Annotated in this window: 10 protein-coding genes; 4 read left to right on the top strand and 6 right to left on the bottom strand. The window is 70.4% G+C overall.

The features are described 5' to 3' along the window. Nucleotides 1–44: 44 nt before the first annotated feature. From ACX93N_RS10475 to ACX93N_RS10460, 4 genes are all read left to right on the top strand, one after another. Complete coding sequence (locus tag ACX93N_RS10475) at nt 45–1,445, top strand: ABC1 kinase family protein (protein WP_459428366.1); 1,401 nt, start codon at nt 45–47, stop codon at nt 1,443–1,445. Further along, complete coding sequence (locus ACX93N_RS10470; protein ID WP_459428365.1) at nt 1,442–2,782, top strand: ABC1 kinase family protein; 1,341 nt, start codon at nt 1,442–1,444, stop codon at nt 2,780–2,782. Before ACX93N_RS10475 ends, ACX93N_RS10470 begins: the two co-directional genes overlap by 4 nt. A 182-nt stretch (nt 2,783–2,964) precedes the next feature. Continuing rightward, nucleotides 2,965–5,430 (top strand): penicillin acylase family protein, encoded by a 2,466-nt coding sequence (locus ACX93N_RS10465; RefSeq protein ID WP_459428364.1) that lies wholly within the window; start codon nt 2,965–2,967, stop codon nt 5,428–5,430. Nucleotides 5,431–5,479: 49 nt separating this feature from the next. After that, entirely contained in the window at nt 5,480–7,018 is a 1,539-nt protein-coding gene (locus ACX93N_RS10460; protein ID WP_459428363.1) for a cryptochrome/photolyase family protein, read from the top strand. Here ACX93N_RS10460 and ACX93N_RS10455 read toward each other — a convergent pair. From ACX93N_RS10455 to ACX93N_RS10430, 6 genes are all read right to left on the bottom strand, one after another. Then, nucleotides 7,015–7,170 carry a DUF2256 domain-containing protein gene (locus ACX93N_RS10455; RefSeq protein ID WP_459428362.1) on the bottom strand — a complete coding sequence of 52 codons (156 nt, stop codon included), beginning with the start codon at nt 7,168–7,170 and terminating at the stop codon, nt 7,015–7,017. The genes ACX93N_RS10460 and ACX93N_RS10455 overlap by 4 nt on opposite strands. A gap of 2 nt (nt 7,171–7,172) precedes the next feature. Further along, a complete protein-coding gene (locus tag ACX93N_RS10450) occupies nt 7,173–8,477 on the bottom strand; it encodes a DASH family cryptochrome (protein WP_459428361.1) in 1,305 nt (434 codons plus the stop codon). A gap of 63 nt (nt 8,478–8,540) precedes the next feature. After that, nucleotides 8,541–11,573: a PAS domain-containing protein gene (locus ACX93N_RS10445; protein ID WP_459428360.1), complete on the bottom strand. Its 3,033-nt coding sequence runs from the start codon at nt 11,571–11,573 to the stop codon at nt 8,541–8,543. Continuing rightward, nucleotides 11,570–15,016, bottom strand: coding sequence for a hybrid sensor histidine kinase/response regulator (locus tag ACX93N_RS10440; protein WP_459428359.1), 3,447 nt, complete (start codon nt 15,014–15,016; stop codon nt 11,570–11,572). Before ACX93N_RS10440 ends, ACX93N_RS10445 begins: the two co-directional genes overlap by 4 nt. A gap of 27 nt (nt 15,017–15,043) precedes the next feature. Beyond that, a complete protein-coding gene (locus tag ACX93N_RS10435) occupies nt 15,044–15,478 on the bottom strand; it encodes a response regulator (RefSeq protein ID WP_459428358.1) in 435 nt (144 codons plus the stop codon). Beyond that, nucleotides 15,475–18,546, bottom strand: a complete 3,072-nt coding sequence (locus ACX93N_RS10430; protein WP_459428357.1) for a sensor histidine kinase — start codon at nt 18,544–18,546, stop codon at nt 15,475–15,477. Before ACX93N_RS10430 ends, ACX93N_RS10435 begins: the two co-directional genes overlap by 4 nt. Between the last annotated feature and the right edge of the window lie 94 nt (nt 18,547–18,640).

The following is an 18,640-nucleotide window of genomic DNA, read 5'->3' as shown; positions in this document are numbered from 1 at the left end:
CCGGCAATTTGCGACGAAGCTTAAGAAAGGCCTGACGGTAGCTGATGAGCAAACGACCCTCCCTGACGCGCCGCGGCGCCTTCGGCCGCGGCCTCGCCGTGTCCGTGGCCGGCCTGCGCGCGGGCGGCGCCTTTGCCCTCGACAGCGCCCTCAGCCGCCTGCGCGGCGGCGACGGCCAGGACTCGGAGCTGCTGCGCCGCGAAGCGCGGCGCTTCGTCGCCGAACTGGGGCGCCTCAAGGGCACCTACGTGAAGATCGGCCAGATGTTCGCCCTGCTCGGCGAGCATTTCCTGCCGCCCGCCCTGACTGAGGCGCTGCACGAGCTGGAGGCGGCCACGGAGCCGCTGCCCTGGCCGGAAATCGAGCCGGCGCTGCGCGAAGCGCTGGGTGAGCGCCTCGACGAGCTCGAGGTGGAGCCGGAGGCCATCGCCGCCGCCTCCCTCGCCCAGGTGCACCGCGCGGTGATCCGCAAGACCGGCGAAGCCATCGTCCTCAAGGTGCAGTATCCGGGCCTCGCAGACGTCATCGACAGCGACTTCGATGCCGTGGTGCGCATGCTCCTGCTCGCGCGCTGGATCAAGGCGGGCCGCGAGCTGGATGACTGGCTGGGCAGCCTGCGCCAGCAGCTGCACAACGAGATCGACTACGAGCGCGAGGCCGCTATCGGCGACCGGGTGGCCGCGCTGGTTGCCGAGCGCCGGGAGGCCTTTGCGGCGCGGGGTATCCACTACCACGTACCGGTGCGTTACGCCCGCTACTGCGCCGGGACGGTGCTGGCCCTCGAGTACATCGACGGCGACCCGGTGGGGTCGCCGGCGGTGGCAAAGCTGTCGCTGGCGCGCCGCAACGCGCTGGGGCGCGCCATGCTTGAACTGTTCTTCCTCGAGCTCTACGACTGGGGCCTCCTGCAGACCGACCCCAACTTCGGCAACTTCCTCATCCGCCGCCGCGCCGATGGCGACGAGCTGGTGCTGCTGGACTTCGGCTCGACGCTCCATTGCGACGACGACTTCCTCGCCAACCTCGGCAGCGCCATCGCCGCCGGCCAGCGCCAGGACCGGGAGGCCCTGGTCGCTGCGCTGGTCGGCCTCGGTTGCCTGCGCGAGGACTCGAGCGACTTTGCCCGGCAGACTTTCAGTGACTTCTGCCTGCAGCTCCTGGAGCCCCTGCGCCCGCCGGAGGCACTGCCCCGGGAGTACCTGAACCGCCGCGGTGCGTACTGCTGGGGCCGCTCCCGGCTCATGCAGCGCGTGGGCAGGCAGGCGGCCTCCTCGGCGGCGACGCGCCACTTCGCCACGCCGTCGCGGGAGTTCGCCATGATCGCGCGCAAGCTCACCGGCGTATTCACCTTCATCGCCGTGCTGGACGCGCAGTTCAACGCCCACGACACGGTCCACGACTACATCGACGATCACGCGGAGGAAGGGGGCGAAACAGGGCCGTGAGCGAGGACAGCGACAAGGAGGCCGGCCGCGAGAGAACCCGCAGCCTTGCGGTACCCACGGGCCGCACCGGGCGTGCCCTGCGCGTGGCGGGCCTCGCCGGGAGGGTCGCCGGCAGCATGCTCGCCGAGGGCACCCGCCAGTGGCGCGCCGGCAAGCGCCCGCGCAAGCGCGACCTCCTGCTGACGCCCGGCAACGCCCGCCGGGTGGCGGACCAGCTCTCGGAGATGCGCGGCGCCGCCATGAAGCTCGGGCAGATCCTGTCCATGGACAACGGCGACTTCCTGCCGCGGGAACTCGCCGACATCCTCGCCCGGCTGCGCTCCGAGGCCACCGCCATGCCGGAGGCGCAGCTCGAGGCGGCCCTGCGTAACGCCTACGGCAAGGCCTGGCGGCGCAAGTTCGCCGAGTTCGACCCGCACCCGGTCGCCGCCGCGTCCATCGGCCAGGTGCACCGGGCCGTGAGCCACGAGGGGGAGGAACTGGCGCTCAAGATCCAGTACCCCGGCATCGCCGACAGCATCGACAGCGACATCGACAACATTGCCTATGTGCTGCGCGTGGCGAACGTGCTGCCGTCGCACGTGGACGTCGAACCGCTCCTCGAGGATGCCAAGCGACAGCTCAAGGATGAGGCGGACTACCTCCTGGAGGCCGGGTACCTCGAGGACTTCCACCGGGTGCTCGGCGACGACGAGCGCTTCGTGCTGCCGCGGCTGCAGCGGGACCTCACCCGCGGGAACGTGCTCGCCATGAGCTACGAGAGCGGCGGACCGATGGAGAGCCTGGCGCGCAAGCCCCGGGCGGAGCGCGACCGTGTGATGAGCGCGCTGGTGGGCCTCATGGTCACCGAGCTCTTCGATCTACACATGGTGCAGACGGACCCGAACTTCGCGAACTACCAGTACCGTTACGCCAGCGGCGAGATCGTGCTGCTGGACTTCGGCGCCACCCGGCGCTTCGAGGAAGGCTTCGTCGACAGCTACCGGGAACTGGCGGGTGCGGCGATCGACGGTGACACGGACGCCATGGCCGAGGCGGCGGAGAAGGTCGGCTACGCCGTCGGCGATGAGGACGGCGAGTACCGGGCCCTGCTGCTCGAGCTGCTGCTGCTTGTCCTCGAGCCCCTGCGCCACGAGGGGCCCTACGACTTCGGCGCCTCGGACATGCCTGAACGGCTCGCCGCCCTCGCCCGCAAGGCCGCCACCTATGCCGACTTCTGGCACGCGCCGCCGACGGACGTGGTCTACTTCCACCGCAAGGTCGGCGGCATGTTCCTGCTGGCGAACCGCATGGATGCCAGGGTCGACGCCAATGCGCTGATGGTCGAGCGCCTCTGACGGCTGTCTGTGCCGGGGCGTGCGCGCTGCAACGCTTCCTGCATCGCCCCCCGGATTGGCTAGAATGCGGGACGGCACCACGCCAGCACGATAAGCCATACCCGGAAGCAACACCCAAAGGCAATAACCAGAAGCAATAACCAGTAGCAATAACCAGCAGCAACAACAAGAAGGAACCTCCGATGCCGCTCAAGCCCCTGCTCGCCGCCTGCCTGCTGCCGCTCGCCATCATCGCCTGCAGCGACGGCAGCGGCCCCGACATCCCGCCCGCACCGGAACCGCCGGAGCCGGAGCCGGAACCCGTGCTGAGCGCGGAGATCCGCCGCACCGAGTACGGCATCCCGCACATCAAGGCCGATGACTGGGAGAGCCTTGGCTACGGCTTCGGCTATGCCTATGCGCAGGACAACTTCTGCGTGACCATGCGCGAGATCGTCTTCGCCACGGGCCGGTCGGCGGCGCTCATGGGCGAGGGCATGGGCAGCGTCGGGTCGGACCTTCTGTTCACCTACCTGAACGGCGACCGCGAGTCCTTCCGCGCCGAGTTCATCGACGCGCTGCCGCCCTTCGCCCGGGACCTCGCGAGCGGTTTTACCGCGGGCATGAACCGCTACCTCGACGAGACCGGCGTCGACAACCTCCCGGAAGGTGAGCTCGGCTGTCGCGGCGCCGACTGGGTCTATGCCTTCGACGTGGTCGATTACTTCTACTACCTGCGCCGGGAGGCCCTGCGCGGCAGCTCCGACCAGGGCCTCTTCCGCAACGCGCTGCTCTCGGTAACCGGCCCCGATGCCATGGCGCCGGATGTCAGCCCGGAAGATCTCGCGGGCGCCCGCGAGGCCATCGGCGCGGCTGCGGCCGAGCTTCGCGACCTCGACCGCGGCAGCAACGGCCTCGCCCTCGGCAGCGAGGCCACCGTGGACGGCAGCGGCATGCTCCTCGGCAACCCACACCAGCCCTGGTTCGGTGCCGGTGCCTGGTACCAGGCGCACCTGACCCTGCCGGGCGAGTACGACGTTGCGGGGGCCGCGCTTCACGGCTTCCCCTTCATCGGCATCGGCTTCAACAAGGACGTGGCCTGGACCCACACCGTGTCCTACGCCAACCGCTTCACGCTCTACGAGCTCACCCTGAACCCGGACGACCCGCTGCAGTACGACTACGACGGCAGCTGGGAGGACATTGTCCCCGTCCCCGTGGAGGTCGACGTCAGGCTCGCCGACGGCAGCATGGAAACGCGCAGCTACACCTTTTATGAGACCCGCTACGGCCCGGTGGTGAACCTCGCCGGCGTGTCGCCGCTGCTCGGCGGCTGGCCCCTGCCCGGTGGCCGCCTGCTCGCTTTCAAGGATGCCAACCTCGATACCGGTGTGCGCGGCATCGAGCAGTGGATCGAAAAGGGCAAGGCCACGGACCTCGACGGTTACATCGCCGCCCTCGACAAGCTCGGCAACCCCGTGTTCCACGAGCTCGCGGCCGACCGCAACGGCGAGGCTTTCTACGGCGAGATCTCGGCGATTCCCTACCTGACGCAGGCGCAGCTCGACCGCTGCGTGGACGGTGTCCTCGGGCCGCTGCTCGCCGACGCCACCAGCAACGTGATCCTGGCGCTCGACGGCGCCGACCCGGGCTGTGCCTGGGGCGAGGATCCGGAAGCGCCCGAGGGCAGCGGGCTTTACCCCAGCCGCCTGCTGCCGCAGCTGCGCACCCGGGACTACGTGGGCAACAGTAACAACAGCTATTGGCTGAGCGACGCCAACAATCCCCTGGAGGGCTTCCCGACGATCATGGGCCCGCTCGGTTACGAGGGCCTGCAGCAGTTCCTGCGCACGCGCATCGGCCACCTCATGGTCGCCGAGCGCAAGGTGGCCACGGACGGCCTTTCCGAGACACCCCTGTTCACCCTCGATACCCTCGAAGGGATGATGTACTCGAACCGCGTCTACGGCGCCGAGGTTACCCTCGACGACGTGCTCGCGGTCTGCGAGCGTGAGGCTGCCGAAGCGGTGAGCGAGGCCTGCGCGGTGCTCGCCGCCTGGGACCGGCGCGTGGAGCTGGACAGCCGCGGCGCCCAGCTCTTCAACGAGTTCTGGCGGGAGATTCGCGCCGAGCTTGGCGACGGCTTCCAGAACGTGGTCGCCAGTGATGAGTTCTGGGCGGTGGACTTCGATCCGGCGGATCCGCTGAACACGCCGCGCGGCATTGCCATTGATGTGCCGGCGAACGCGACCCGCGTCATCGAGGCCCTCGCCGCCGCCAGCAAGCGCCTGGCCGATGCCGGTGTCGCCCTCGATGCGCCCTGGGGCGAGGTACAGTTTCTCGAACGCGGCAACGAGCGGGTGCCGATCCACGGCGGCTCGGGCAGCATGGGGGTATACGGCGCGATCAGCGCGGGCCTTTCCGAGGGCGGCTACGCCAACCCGTCGTCGGGCAACTCCTACCTCCAGGCCGTGACCTGGGACGAGAGCGAATGCCCCATTGCCGATGTTATCCTGGTGCCGTCGCAGTCCACGGACCCGGCCTCGCCGCACTTCGCGGACCAGACAAAACTCTACGCAGACAAGCGCTGGGTGCGTTTCCCGTTCTGCGAGGACGACATCGCCGCGAACCAGCTCGGCGACACGCTGCTGCTGGAAAAGTTCGACTGAAGCGCGACAGGAGCACGCCCGCGGTGCGCCGCGGGCGTAAGTTTCTTCCATGAGCGATGCGACCCTGACGCTGATCCTCGGCGACCAGCTCTCCCTTGCCAACCCCGCCCTCGCCGCCACGGACCGCGAGCGTGACGTCGTGCTCCTCGCCGAGGTGGCCGAGGAGGCCGCCTACGTCGCCCACAACCGGCACAAGATCGCGCTGATCTTCTCCGCCATGCGCCACTTTCGCGAGGCGCTCGAGGCCGAGGGCTACACGGTGCACTACATCGCCTGCGAGGACGGCGTGGAAAGCCTCGAGGCCGCTGCCCGGCTGGCGCTGGATGCCGCGCAAGCCGGAGCACTGCGCTGCTGCGAGCCCGGTGAGGCGCGCCTGGCGCAGGCGATGGCGGGCTGGGAGGAGCGGTTGGGTGTGCCGGTGACGCTGATCGAGGACACGCGCTTTCTCTGCTCCATCGACGACTTCGCCGCCTGGGCCAAGGGGCGCAAGCAGCTGCGCATGGAGTACTTCTACCGGGAGATGCGCCGCCGTTACGACCTGCTCCTCGACGACGACGGCCAGCCCGAGGGCGGCCAGTGGAACTACGATGCCGACAACCGCAGCGGCTGGCGCAACCGTGAAGCGGTGCCGGAGCGCCCGGCAGCGCCGCGGGATGCCATCACGGAGGCCGTCCTGGCCCTGGTGGCCGAGCGTTTCCCGGAAAACCCCGGGGACCTCGAGGCCTTCCGTCTCGCGGTGACCCCCGCCGAGGCGGAAGCACAGTTCGAGTGGTTCCTCGACCACGCGCTGGACCGCTTCGGCACCTACCAGGACGCGCTGGCGGAGGAGTCACCCTGGCTGTTCCACAGCCTCATCTCCATGTACCTCAATATCGGCCTGCTCGAGCCGCTGGCCCTGTGCCGGGCGGCGGAGGCGCGCTGGCGCGGCGGCCGGTGCTCGCTGGCCGCGGCCGAGGGCTTCATCCGCCAGGTCCTCGGCTGGCGCGAGTACGTGCGCGGCATCTACTGGCTGCACATGCCGGGCTACGGCGAGCGCAACGCCCTGGACGCGCACCGGCCCCTGCCCGGCTGGTTCTGGAGCGGGGAGACGGACCTGCGCTGCCTGCAGCAGGCGCTTCGCCAGACCCTCGACCTCGGCTACGCCCATCACATCCAGCGGCTCATGGTTATCGGCAATTTCGCCCTGCTCGCCGGCCTCGACGTGCGCGCGGTGTGCGACTGGTACCTCGCGGTATACGTCGACGCCTTCGAGTGGGTCGAGCTGCCTAACACCCTCGGCATGGCGCTCTACGGCGATGGTGGCATCATGGCGAGCAAACCCTACGCTGCCTCCGGCAAGTACATCCAGCGCCAGGGCAATCACTGTGCGAGCTGCCGCTACGATGTGCGCAGGACCACCGGGGAGGGCGCCTGCCCCTACAACGCCCTCTACTGGCGTTTCATCGCCCGCCATGCCGACTACCTGAAGAAGAACGCCCGCATGGGGCTCATGGTGGGCAGCTGGCAGAAGCGCGGGGCCGCCGAGCGCGAGGCGATCGTCGCCTGGGCCGACGGCGAGCTCGAGCGCCTCGCGCCCGGGGACGGCTAGCCGTTCCGGCGGTCCCGCCGCTTCCAGCGCTGGCCCGCGCAGCGCCGGGAGCAGTACACCACCTCCTCCCAGTTCGTCTTCCAGCGGGCGCGCCAGGTAAAGGAGCGCTCACACACCGGGCAGACCTTGCTCGGCTTGGGCTTCCGCGACACTATCAGTGGCCGATGGGCCAGTCGGCGGCGTCGGTGACGTAGTCCGGCTGCTCCGGCCGCTCCCCGTCCCACTTGGCCGTGAACACGCCCTCCGGGTCGTGGCGCGCGGCCTGCGCCGCCTGGTCGAAGCGGCGGCCGCCGCGCGGGTCGGCGCCGACGCCGGCAAGGTACTGCCAGTTGCCGTAGTTGCTGGCGACATCGAAGTCGATGAGGTGCTTCTCGAAGAAGGCCGCCCCGAAGCGCCAGTCGATGCCGTACTCGTGCACGAGACAGCTGGCCGTCAGCTGGCGGCCGCGGTTGCTCATCCAGCCCGTCTCCACCAGCTGGTGCATGCAGGCGTTCACCAGCGGGAAGTTGGTATCGCCCTGGCACCAGCGGGCGAAGTTGCGCGGCTCGAAGGTGCAGTTGTGCAGCCGTCGCTTGCGGCCTCCGCCGTGCAGGCGGAACAGGCTGCGGCTGTCGGCGAGTGCCCGCCAGTGGTAGAACTCGCGCCAGAGCAGCTCGAAGTACAGCCAGTAGCTGGATTCGTTGGCGCCGTGGGCGGCCTCGCAGTCGGCGATGGCCGCGGCTACCTCCCGCGGCGACAGGCAGCCGGTGGCCAGCCAGGGCGACAGGGTGGAAGAGCCGTCGAGCGGGTCGAGCCCGTCGCGGGTCTCCTTGTAGCGGTAGAGGCCGCCCTCGGGGCTCACGAAGCGGGCGAGGCGGCGCTCGCCCTCGGCGCGGCCGCCGCGCAGCGGCAGCGCGGCGGGCGGGCGGGTGGGCGGAAGGGGCGTTTCATCGAAGGGCACGGCCGGCGGCGGCGGGAGCAGCGTCGGCGCCGGGAGCGGCGGCAGCGGGACGGCCCTTTCCTCCACGGCGTGGCGAAAGGGGGTGAACTGCGGCGGCAGCCCGTCGAGCGGGAAGGGCAGGTCTGCCTCGGCGAACAGCGTATTGCCGGTGTGTACCTCGACCGGGACGGACAGCGTGCGCCGGAGCCGGGCCAGCGCGGCGTCCTCGTAGGCGCCGGGGGTCCGTGCCGTGGCCACCCGGTCGATACCGAGCTGTGCGACCAGCTCCGGGATGACCAGTTCCGGCGATCCCTGCAGTACGAGCAGGTCCTGGCCATAGGCGGCGAGCTCTTCGCGCAGGGCGCGGACGCTCTCCACCAGGAAGCGCTCCCGCTGCGGTCCGGGTCCCTGCTGGTGGCACCAGGGACGCTGCCGCGGCCACAGGTAGAGCAGCAGCAGCTGTTCGCCCTCGGCCTGGGCCGCGAGGCCCGGGTTGTCGGCAAGGCGCAGGTCGTTCTGAAACCAGTAGAGGCGGCGCATCAGGAGACTCGGAGGGAGTGTGTGGAGGCTACGCAGGCGTTGCGGCGCCGGATTGGCTTCCCCTCAGTGCGTATCCGCCACGCTGGTCGATGGGTGCAGCGCGCCGGCCAGGGGCAGCTCGATGGTAAAGGTGGAACCCCGCCCCGCCGCAGTCTGAACGCTGATACTGCCGGCCATGAGGTCCACCAGGCGCCGGGTGATGCTGAGGCCGATGCCGGTGCCCTCGATCGCGGTGCTGTCAGCACCCAGCCGCTCGAAGGGTTCGTAGAGCCGTTCCAGCTTGTCTTCGGGGATGCCCGTTCCCGTGTCGACGACGTGGATGCAGATCCGCCGCAGCGATGGCTGGACTTCGCTTCGCAGTGATACCTGCCCCCCGGGGTGGTTGTACTTGATCGCGTTCGACAGGAGGTTCAGGATCGCCTCCTTCAGGCGCTTCGGGTCCGCCCAGGCCATGGCCTCGTCGGCCACTTCCTGGTGAAGGGTGACCTCATGGCGCCGTGCCATGCTCCCGACCAGGCTCAGGCATTCCTCTGCGAGCGGCGCCAGGGAAACGGCCTCGGTGACAACCTCGATGTGGCCCGCCTCGATCTTGCTGAGATCCAGCACGTCATCGATGAGCTCGAGCAGGTGATGGCCGGCCCGGATGATCTCCCCGCAGTTCTCCCGGTGCTCTTCCGGCAGTTCCGGGTCCGCCTCGATGAGCTGGGCAAAGCCGAGCACCGCGTTCATCGGCGTGCGCAGCTCGTGGCTCATCCGCGACAGGAACTCGGACTTTGCCCGGTTGGCCCGGTCGGCCTGCTCGCGGGCGGCCTCCAGCTCCATGGCGGCCCGCCGGCGCTCGCTGATGTCCTGCACCACGCCGACCACGCGCAACACCTCCCCGTCCGGTGAGCGCTCCACGGCACCGTGTTCGTGGAGCCAGGCAATGGTGCCGTCCGGCCACAGGACCCGGTGCTCGATCTCCAGGGGCTCGCCGGTCGCCACGCAGCGGTCCGCCGCGGCCAGGACTGCCTCCCGGTCCTCCGGGTGGATGGCGGCGACGTAGGCATCGAAGGTCATTTCCAGCTCGCCGTCGGCATAGCCCAGCATGGGGGCGATGGCCTCGGTCCAGTACACGTCACCGCTGCGCGGGTCCCACTCCCAGGTGCCGATGTTGGCGCACTGCTGCGCCCGCTGCAGGCGCTTCCGCTCCCGTGCTTCCGCCTGCTCGGCCTCGACGCGCGCGGTGACGTCGGTCTGGATGCCGATGACGTGGGTCAGCTGCCCGTGCTCGTCGAAGATCGGTGACAGGGTCAGCTGGTTCCAGAAGGGCGTGCCGTCCTTGCGGTAGTTCAGCAGGGTAACCTCGGTCGAGCGCGCTTCCCGGAGCGCCGCGCGAAGCTCGCCGACGGCCGCCGGGTCCGTGTCCGGCCCCTGCAGGAAGCGGCAGTTGCGGCCGATGAACTCTTCGGGCCGGTAGCCGGTGATGGTCTCGATGGCGGCGTTGACCTCGATGATCGGCTCATCGGGGCTGCGCATGTCGGCGAGCATGATGCCGCTGGTGGCCGCCTCGATGGCCCGGGAGCGGAGGAAATTCGCCCGCTCGCTTTCTACGAGCCGGGTGACGTCGGTGCGCAGGGCCACGTAGCGGTAGGGCCGCCCTTCGCTGTCCAGGAAGGGCACGATCGTCGTCTCCACCCAGAAGTGGCTGCCGTCCCGGGCCCGTTTGCAGATCGTGCCGTGCCAGCTGCGGCCGGCCGCGATCGTGTCCCAGATGCCGCGTATAAAGCTTGGCGGATGGGCGCCGGAGCGGATCAGGCTGTGTTCCTGGCCGATGAGCTCCTCCCGGCGGTAGCCGGCGATGGCGCAGAACCTGTCATTGGCATAGAAGATCCGGCCCTCCGCATCGGTGGCGGTCACCATGGCGTGCTCGTTCACCGCCCTGGACGCCTGCTCGAGGTCCAGGCTGCGCTGCAGCCGGCGCTCGCTCTTGAGTCGCCGTGCCCGGTGCGCCAGCGCGAGCCTGCGTGCCCGGGCCGGCAGCTGCGCGGCGTCGCGGCCGGCCGCCAGGACCTCGACGCCGGCGGCCAGCAGGCGTTCGCGCTCCCCGGTGGGGGTGGCCTCGCCGGCCAGGGCAGCGATGGCTGGGTCGACGGCGGGCGAAAGCAGCGCGAGCAGCTCCGTCAGTTCCGCGGGCGACGATCCGTTGGCCGCTGCGGCCAGGAGCACCAGGTCCGGGCGCAGCTCGTCGATCACAGCCGGCAGCTCCGCCGGCGCCTGCTGTGTCACCACGGCGAGGCCGGCGGCCTCGAGCAGCGCCGCGCAGGCGGCGCGCGGCAGTTCGTCGTCATCCATCAGCAGCACGGTAGCGGCGCCGCTGGTCGCGCGGCACTGCGCTGCCGCCGCCTGGATGCAGGGGCCCAGCGCGAACTCCCCCCGGTCGGGGCTTTCCACGGCGCTGCAGCCCGCCGCCCCGGCGCGCTGCAGGGTTTCCAGGGTCCGGTTGCCGGTCAGCAGGACCATCGCCAGCCGGCCCGCTTGCAGCTCCGTGCCCAGCGCCGCGCCCAGCCGGGCCGTCACCGGCTCGGTAAAGCTGTCCTCGTCAATGAGCAGGACCGTCACCACGTCCGGCCAGCCCTGTACCGTGGCCACCGCCTCTGCCGGTGTCGTCACGATCCGCCGCCGGCTGTCCGGGCCGCGGGGGGGATCGCTGAAGAGTTGCGCCAGGCCCCGGGCCGGAGGCTCGTTCCTGCTGAGCAACAGCAGGGCGGGCTCCCCATGGTCGGCGGCATCGCGGCACGGCAGCTGCACGCCACCGCCCGGTGACGGGGAGCCGGCCGCTGCGGCCAGGCGCTCGGCCAGCGCCTCCGCCGTGGGCAGCGCGCCGCGCAGGGCACCGGGGTCCGGGGTGGCGCCGGACAGCAGGCGCCGGCTGTCCCGGGCCAGGGTCTCGAGGCCGAGGCGGTCCGCCGCGTCGCAGAGGCCGGCGGCGAGGCGACGGAAGTCTGCGTTCTCCGGGGCGCCCGTGGCCAGGCTCCGTTCGAGTTGCCGCAGCCGCTCGGCGAAGCGCCCGCTCAGCGATCGCTCCCGCGCCAGGTCATCCCGCCCGTGCGTCATCCCGCGGTCTCCGTTGCCGCCCACCGGTCGATACGGGCCAGCAGTTCCGCGAGATCAAGGGGCTTGGTCAGGTAGTCCGCGAAGCCCGCCTTGCGACCGCGCTCGACATCCCGCGGCATGGCGTTGGCGGTGACCGCCAGCACCGGGGTGTCGCGGGTGACGGGGTTTTCCCGCAGCCGGCGCAGGGCCTCGAAGCCGTCCATGCCGGGCAGGTTGATGTCGAGGAGGATCAGGGCCGGGCGCTCCCTCGCTGCCAGCGCGAGCCCTTCCTCCGCCGTGCCCGCCGTGAGCAGCTTGATGGCCGGGCGCCGGGCCAGGAACTTCTCGACCAGGCGCAGGTTCGCCGGGCTGTCCTCCACGTACAGGACCTTCCGGCGCGCCTGCGGCACCGGGTCCGGCGGCTGGGCGGGTTGCAGTGCCGGCGCATCAGCGGGCTCCGGGTCATCGCTCGGCGGCAGCTCGAACCAGAAAGTACTGCCCTCGCCCGGTGCGCTCTCCACGCCGATCCGCCCGGCCATCGCCTCGACCAGCCGCCTGGCGATGGCGAGCCCGATGCCCGATCCCTCGATGCCCTCGTAGGCGGTTTCCAGGCGTTCGAAGGGCCGGAACAGGCGCGCCTGCTGCGCATCGCTGAGGCCCGGGCCGGTGTCGCGCACGGCGACGCGAACGGCCCCGTCCCGGCGGGTGACGGAGACCGCGACGCGTCCACTCTCGCGGTTGTACTTGATGGCGTTGGAGAGCAGGTTCAGCAGCACCTCCCGGATTCGCGTGCGATCGGCCAGCACCGTGCAGGGCACCCCGGCGTCCACCGTTACTGTGATCCCGCGCGCCGATGCTGCGGGGCCGACCTGCCGGGTGCAGTGCTCGAGGAGCGGCGGCAGCGCCACGGGGGCGACGTCGACGGCGAGCTGCCCGCTCTCGATCTGCTCGAGTTCCAGCACTTCGTTGACCAGGGTCAGCAGGTGTTTGCCGGCCTCGTGGATCTCCCGCACCTGCTCGTCCTGTTGTTCATCCAGGGCGCGCGCGCCGGGCAGCTGCAGGAGCTGCGTGAAGCCGAGGATGGCGTTCAGCGGCGTGCGCAGTTCGTGGCTCATGCGGGAGAGGAAATCGGACTTGGCGGCGTTCGCCCGCTGCGCCTCGTCGCGGGACTCGCGCAGGGCGGCTTCCGCCGCCTTGCGCTCGCTGATGTCGTTGATGAACGCGTAGTAGCAGTCCTCCCCATCCAGCTCGAGTGCCCGGATGCTAACCTCGACTTCCACCGTCGATCCGTCCTTGCGCCGGTGCCGGCTGTCGAAACGCGCATGACCCCGGGTCCTGACACGCTCGACCTTGCCCATGAATTCGTCTTCACTGTCGATGGCCTCGATATCCCTCAGGGTCAGCGCCTCCAGCTCGGCCTTCTCATAGCCCAGCATGGTGCAGAGGGCAGGGTTCGCCTCGCGGACATGGCCGTCGCCGTCCAGCACCAGGAACCCGTCGAGGGCCGTATCGATGATCATCCGGTTGCGCTGGAGGGCCGCGTCCAGGGCGCTGGTGCGCTCCGCGATGCGCTCCTCCAGCGACTGGTTGAGACGCCAGAGGTCATCCTCGAGCCGCTTGCGCTCGGTGATATCGCGGATCAGCCCGACGTACAGGGTCCGGCCCGAGCGCTCGATCTCCCAGACCGCGGCGTCGATGGGGAAGAGTGTGCCGTCGCTGCGGCGGCCCTCCAGCTCGCGGCCCTTGCCGATGATCTTCGCGACACCGCTGGTCCGGTAGTTGCTGATGTAGCTGTCGTGCCGACGGCCGTGGGCGGACGGCATCAGCATCGCCACGTTCTGCCCGATCATGTCCGCTGCCGCGTAGGCGAAGATGCGCTCCGCCGCCGGGTTCACGGACTGGATGAGGCCGTCGCCGTCGATAGTGACGAGGCCGTCGACCATCTGCTGCAGGATGGCCTCGGTATACTGTGCCTCCTCCCGAAGCCGGGCCACGAATTCCCGCTGTGCCGAGATGTCCTCGACAAAGCTCCAGATCACCCTCGCGCCGGACGGGTCCTCCACGACCACGCCCTGGAGGCGAACGGGATAGCGGCTGCCGTCCTTGCGCAGCGCCTCCTTTTCGTAGGGCCCGTAGCGCCCGGTGTCGCGGACCTGCTTGAATTCCCGCAGGTCACTCTCCGCGTACTCGTCGGGGGTCACGTCCCGGATGCTCAGCTCGCGCAGTTCCTCGCGCGTATAGCCGGTCTGGGCGAGGAAGGCGGCGTTGCAGTCGATGAGGCGGGTGCTGGCGAAGTCGTTGAGGATGATGCCCACGGGCGCGGTCTCGAAGAGCCCGCGCATCAGGCTCTCGCTGCGTTCGAGCTTCTCCGCATTCTGCTTCTGCTCGGTGATCTCCGACTCGATGGCCATGAAGCCCTGCAGCGTGCCGTCGGGGCCATGCAAGGGGTTGCAGCTGATCCGGATCCAGTAGGGTTCGCCGGTCTTCGTATAGTTGACGAGGTCGGCCTCGAACCCTTCGCGGCGCGCCAGCGCGGCACCGATGGCGGCCACGGTATCACGGTCCGTGGCCGGGCCCTGCAGCACTGCCCCCGGCTTGCGGCCGCGGATCTCCTCCAGCGTGTAGCCGGTGATCCGGGTGAAGCCCGGGTTGATCCACTCGATAGCGCCGGTGGGGTCGGTGATGATGACGCCGTTGGTCGTCTCGCTGGCCACCCGCGACAGGCGTGCGAGCTCGCCCCGGGTTGCCTCGATGAGGCGGCGCTGGATAAAGAAGTTGACGAAGCCGACGGCGAGGAAGACCGCGCACAGGCCCCGGGGAAGCTGCACCGGGAGCCCGGTGAGGGCGGCGAAATCCGCCGTGGTCGGCAGCCAGCCCGCCAGCAGCGCGCCGGAGGCCGGCGACACGAGGAGGGTGAGGGCCGCATAGGCCAGCATGGCCAGCGCGGACAGCCGCAGCCAGGCCCCCGCGCTGCTTCCCGCGAAGGCCGGCGCTTCGCTCCGGGCACCGGCGAGCATGCTCAGCCCGGCCAGCAGGGCCCCGGGCGCGCCGAGGAGGTAGCGGCCACCGAGCTCCAGGCTGGCCGCAGGCGACGGCAGCGCCAGGGCGAGCCCCGCCGTTGCCGCGCCGGCGGCGAGACCCAGCGGGAGGGCCGCGAGCCGGGGGCGCAGCTTCCGCCTGTTCCACTGCCGCCGGCCGAACTCGAACAGGGCGGCGAAGGAGGTCACCAGCAGCAGGGTGGCGAGCGGGGCGAGCCAGGCCGCGTCGCTGCGCAGCCGTTCACCGTCGATGAATTCCTGCAGCCCGTGCAGCAGGCCGAAGGCGGCGAGCCAGCCGAGGTTCGCCGTCGCGCTGGCGCCGGGGGCACGCTCCCGGGCCATGAGGGCGGCGACGCCGAGCGCGAAGAAGGCGAGGCCGTAGCCCTGGTAGATGAGGCCGAGATGCTGGTCAAACCAGCTGGTCATGGCTCCGACCCCGCCGGCGGCATGGGCTCAGCGGCCGAGCCAGTGGCTGACGCTGTCCAGCAGCGCGGCCAGGTTGATGGGCTTGGTGATGTAGTCGGCGAAGCCCGCCTGCCGCCCGCGCTCGACATCCTGTGGCATGGCGTTGGCGGTCACCGCCAGCACCGGGATGGCTTTCAGCGCCTCGTCTTCCCGCAGCCGTTCCAGCAGCTCATAGCCGCTCATGCCGGGCATGTTGATATCCATGAGAACCAGCGCCGGCCGGTGCTCCCGGGCGAGCTCCAGCCCGTGGGCCGGGCGCTGCGCGGTCAGCAGCTCGATGCCCGGGAGCCGCCCGAGGGCGCTGCTCATGAGCTTCAGGTTCGCCGGGTTGTCCTCGACGACGAGCACGGCCTGGGCCGCTCCTGCCGTTCCCGCGGCAGCGGCTTCCTGATCCGCGCCCTCTTTGCCGTCACGCTGAGTCAATGCATCTGTCCCCTTTCCGTCGGCAACGCTACCCAGAAGGTGCTGCCACTGCCCGGTGTACTTTTTACGCCGATGGCGCCGCCCATCGCATCGACCAGGTGGCGGGTAATGTTCAGCCCGATGCCGAAGCCCTCGATGGTGCCGCCCTCGGCGCCGAGGCGGTTGAACGGCTCGAACAGCTCGGCCTGCCGCTCGGGCGCGATACCCGGCCCCTCGTCGCTGACCAGGATGCGCACGCGGTGTTCCCCCGCCGGCCTGCACGCGACCCGCACTGTACCACCTTCACGGTTGTATTTGACGGCATTGGACAGCAGGTTGACCAGTGCCTGCTTGAGGCGCCGGCGGTCGGCGCGGACGGTGGCGTCGCCGGGGATCCCGCAGTGGAGGGAAACGCCGCGCCGCTCGGCCGCCAGCGCCACCAGCGCGAGACATTCTCCCACCAGCGGGGCGAGCGGGACCACCGCGGGTGAAAGCTGCAACTCCCCCGCCTCGATTTTCGCGAGATCGAGGACATCGCTTACCAGGGAGAGCAGGTGCTGGCCCGCATCCACGATCTCCCGCACGTGATCCCGCTGCGCCTCCGGCACGGCGCCGTCCGTTTCCAGCAGCTGGCCGAAGCCGAGGATGGCATTCAGCGGTGTCCGCAGCTCGTGGCTCATGCTGGAGAGGAATTCGGACTTCGCCCGGCTGGCCGCTTCCGCCGCCTCCCTGGCCCGGATGAGCTCGGTCACGTCGAGGATCGTGCCCACCATGCGGCAGGGAACGCCGTCATCGTCGCAGAGCGTTTCGCCCATGCCGCGCATCCAGCGCACCTCGCCGTTGTCGTGGCGCTGGATACGGAACAACCGGTCCCAGTCGTCACCGTCGGCAGCGGCCGGACGCCGCGGGCCGTGGCCGACCCGGCCTGCAGCCCTGTCGCGAAGGCCCTCGACATAGCGTTTCACGGCCGGCCGGTCCTCGGGATGGATCAGCGCCTCCCAGTCGGCGCTGCTGCCGCCCCGTGTGCCGGGGGGCAGGCCGGTGAGCCTGCACAGCTGGTCGTTCCAGCTGAAGCGGTCGCTGTCGAGCTCGTGCTCCCACATGCCCAGCCGGGCCGTCTGCGCCGCCAGGGCGAGCTTGGCCTGCGTCGACGCGACCTGTTCCTCGGCCTCGACCCGCTGCGTGATGTCCTGCACGGTACCGTGCATGTGGCGTCCCCCTTCGCCGGGCAGGACGCGGGCCAGCTCCTGCACGGTCCGGACCGTGCCGTCCGGGCGCACAATGCGGTGGACGACGTCGTAGTGACCGGTCTCCTGTGCGAGCTGCTCCGCTGCCCGCACCCGCTCCCGGTCCCCGGGGTGCACGGCCTCGCGGAACGCGTCCACGCTCGGCGTGTGACGCTGCGGGGAAAGGCCGAAGATCCGGTAGACCTCCTCGGACCAGTGCAGCTCGCCGGTGGCCAGGTCGGCGCGCCAGTGGCCGAGGGACGCGAGCCGCTGCGCTTCCAGCAGCTCGTCAGTCCGCTGCGAGAGCGCCTGCTGGGTGCGCTTCCACTCGGTGATATCGCGGAAGCACCAGACCCGCCCGCCGGCCCGGGCGCTGCCGCGCAGCGGCAGGCACGAGCGCTCGAGGACGCGGCCGTCGAGCAATTCGATCAGGTCCATGGCGCCGTCTGCTGCACGGTAGAGTTCGCGCACACGAGCGATGAAGCCATCCGGATCGACCAGCTGGCGGCTGGCATGCGCGAGAAGCTCCGCGTCCGTGGTGCCCGGCCGGGCCAGCGCGGCGGGCAGCTGCCACAGGTCCCGGAAAGGCTGGTTCATGAAAAGCACCCGGCCGTCGGCATCGACCGCGAGGATGCCTTCCCGGGTCGAGGCGAGCGTGGCGTCCAGCCGGCCGAGGCCCTCCGCCAGTTCCGCCTCGCCCGCCGCGCGCAGCAGGGCGCTGTTGATCAGACCGCCCAGCACGCCGAGCAGCTGCACCTCCTGTGCTTCCCAGGGGCGCGGCTTGCCGACCTGGTCGAGACCGATGAAGGCCGTGGTACGATCGTCCCGTTCGATCGGTACGATACAGATGGCCGTGATGCCCTGGCTCTCCATCAGGGCCCTCTCTTCCTCCGCCTGCGCCGGGAGCTCGTCGATGTGAGACACGAGGATGACATCCCCCTTTCGTGTCTGCGGCCACCCCCAGGGGAAGGCCTCCACGGGAATACCCTGCATCGCGTCTTTCTGTGGCGCGACCCCGGGGGCGCACCACACGTGGGTGTTGTTCATGCAGCTGCCGTCCGCGGAGGCCTGGAACAGATAGGCGCGGTCGGCGGACAGGCGCTCGCCGGCGAGGCGCAGCGCGTCGTCGATGGCCGCATCGAGGGTGTCGGCGCGGGAGGCAAGCAGCCGCGCGGCCGCCCCGGTGAGCACATCGCCCATGGCATGCTGCCTGGCCGCCGCCGTTGAACTCGCGGACAGGAGGCGCCACTGGCGCGTGGCACTGAACAGCTCGAAGCCGACAAAGGCTGCGATCATCGCGCTTATCGCCGTGGCCATGACGCCGGGCTGCAGCAGGAAGCAGGCGAGCAGGGGCAGCAGGGAGAGAAGGGTGAAGGCGAGCAGGCTGGCGCGATCCGGCGCCAGGGAGGTGACCGACCCGGCGCTGAGACCGGCGAGCACGAAGGCCATGAAAACCTGCAGGGTCAGGTCTGTGGCGGGAAAGAGTACCGCCACCCCCGCCCCCCACAGGGCGCCGGTGGCGATAGCGCCCGCCCGGAAGCGCAGCAGCCAGCGCGGCGCCTGCGCGCCCGCCGCAGCGCCGGCGCGCTCGAAGGACGACCAGAGCCAGAGCCGCAGTGCCTGCAGCGCCGCCTGCAGCGCGAGCCAGCCGGTGGCCATCGCGGCCGGCGTGGAAGACCACAGCACGGCCACCAGGAGGACGGCGAGGAACAGGTTGCCGGCGACCGCCAGCGGGAGGCCCTGGAACAGGATGCGCAAGCCGTAGTCCGCGGGCCCGAGTCCGTCGAGGCTTTCCCCGGGGCGGAAACGCGCGGGCGCCCGGCGCGGGGCGCTGTCGAGGTAGGCAGCGCCGCCCCGGCTCACCGCTGCCGTGCCCGCTGCCCGAGGTTTACCGGCGTCGCGAGCATGGCACGATCCCGCCCCGAAAGCCGTAAAAATGGCGCATACGCCCTCGCTT

This window comes from Pseudohaliea sp., from assembly GCF_054552115.1.
This window is presented reverse-complemented; position numbering and strand designations above follow the sequence as displayed.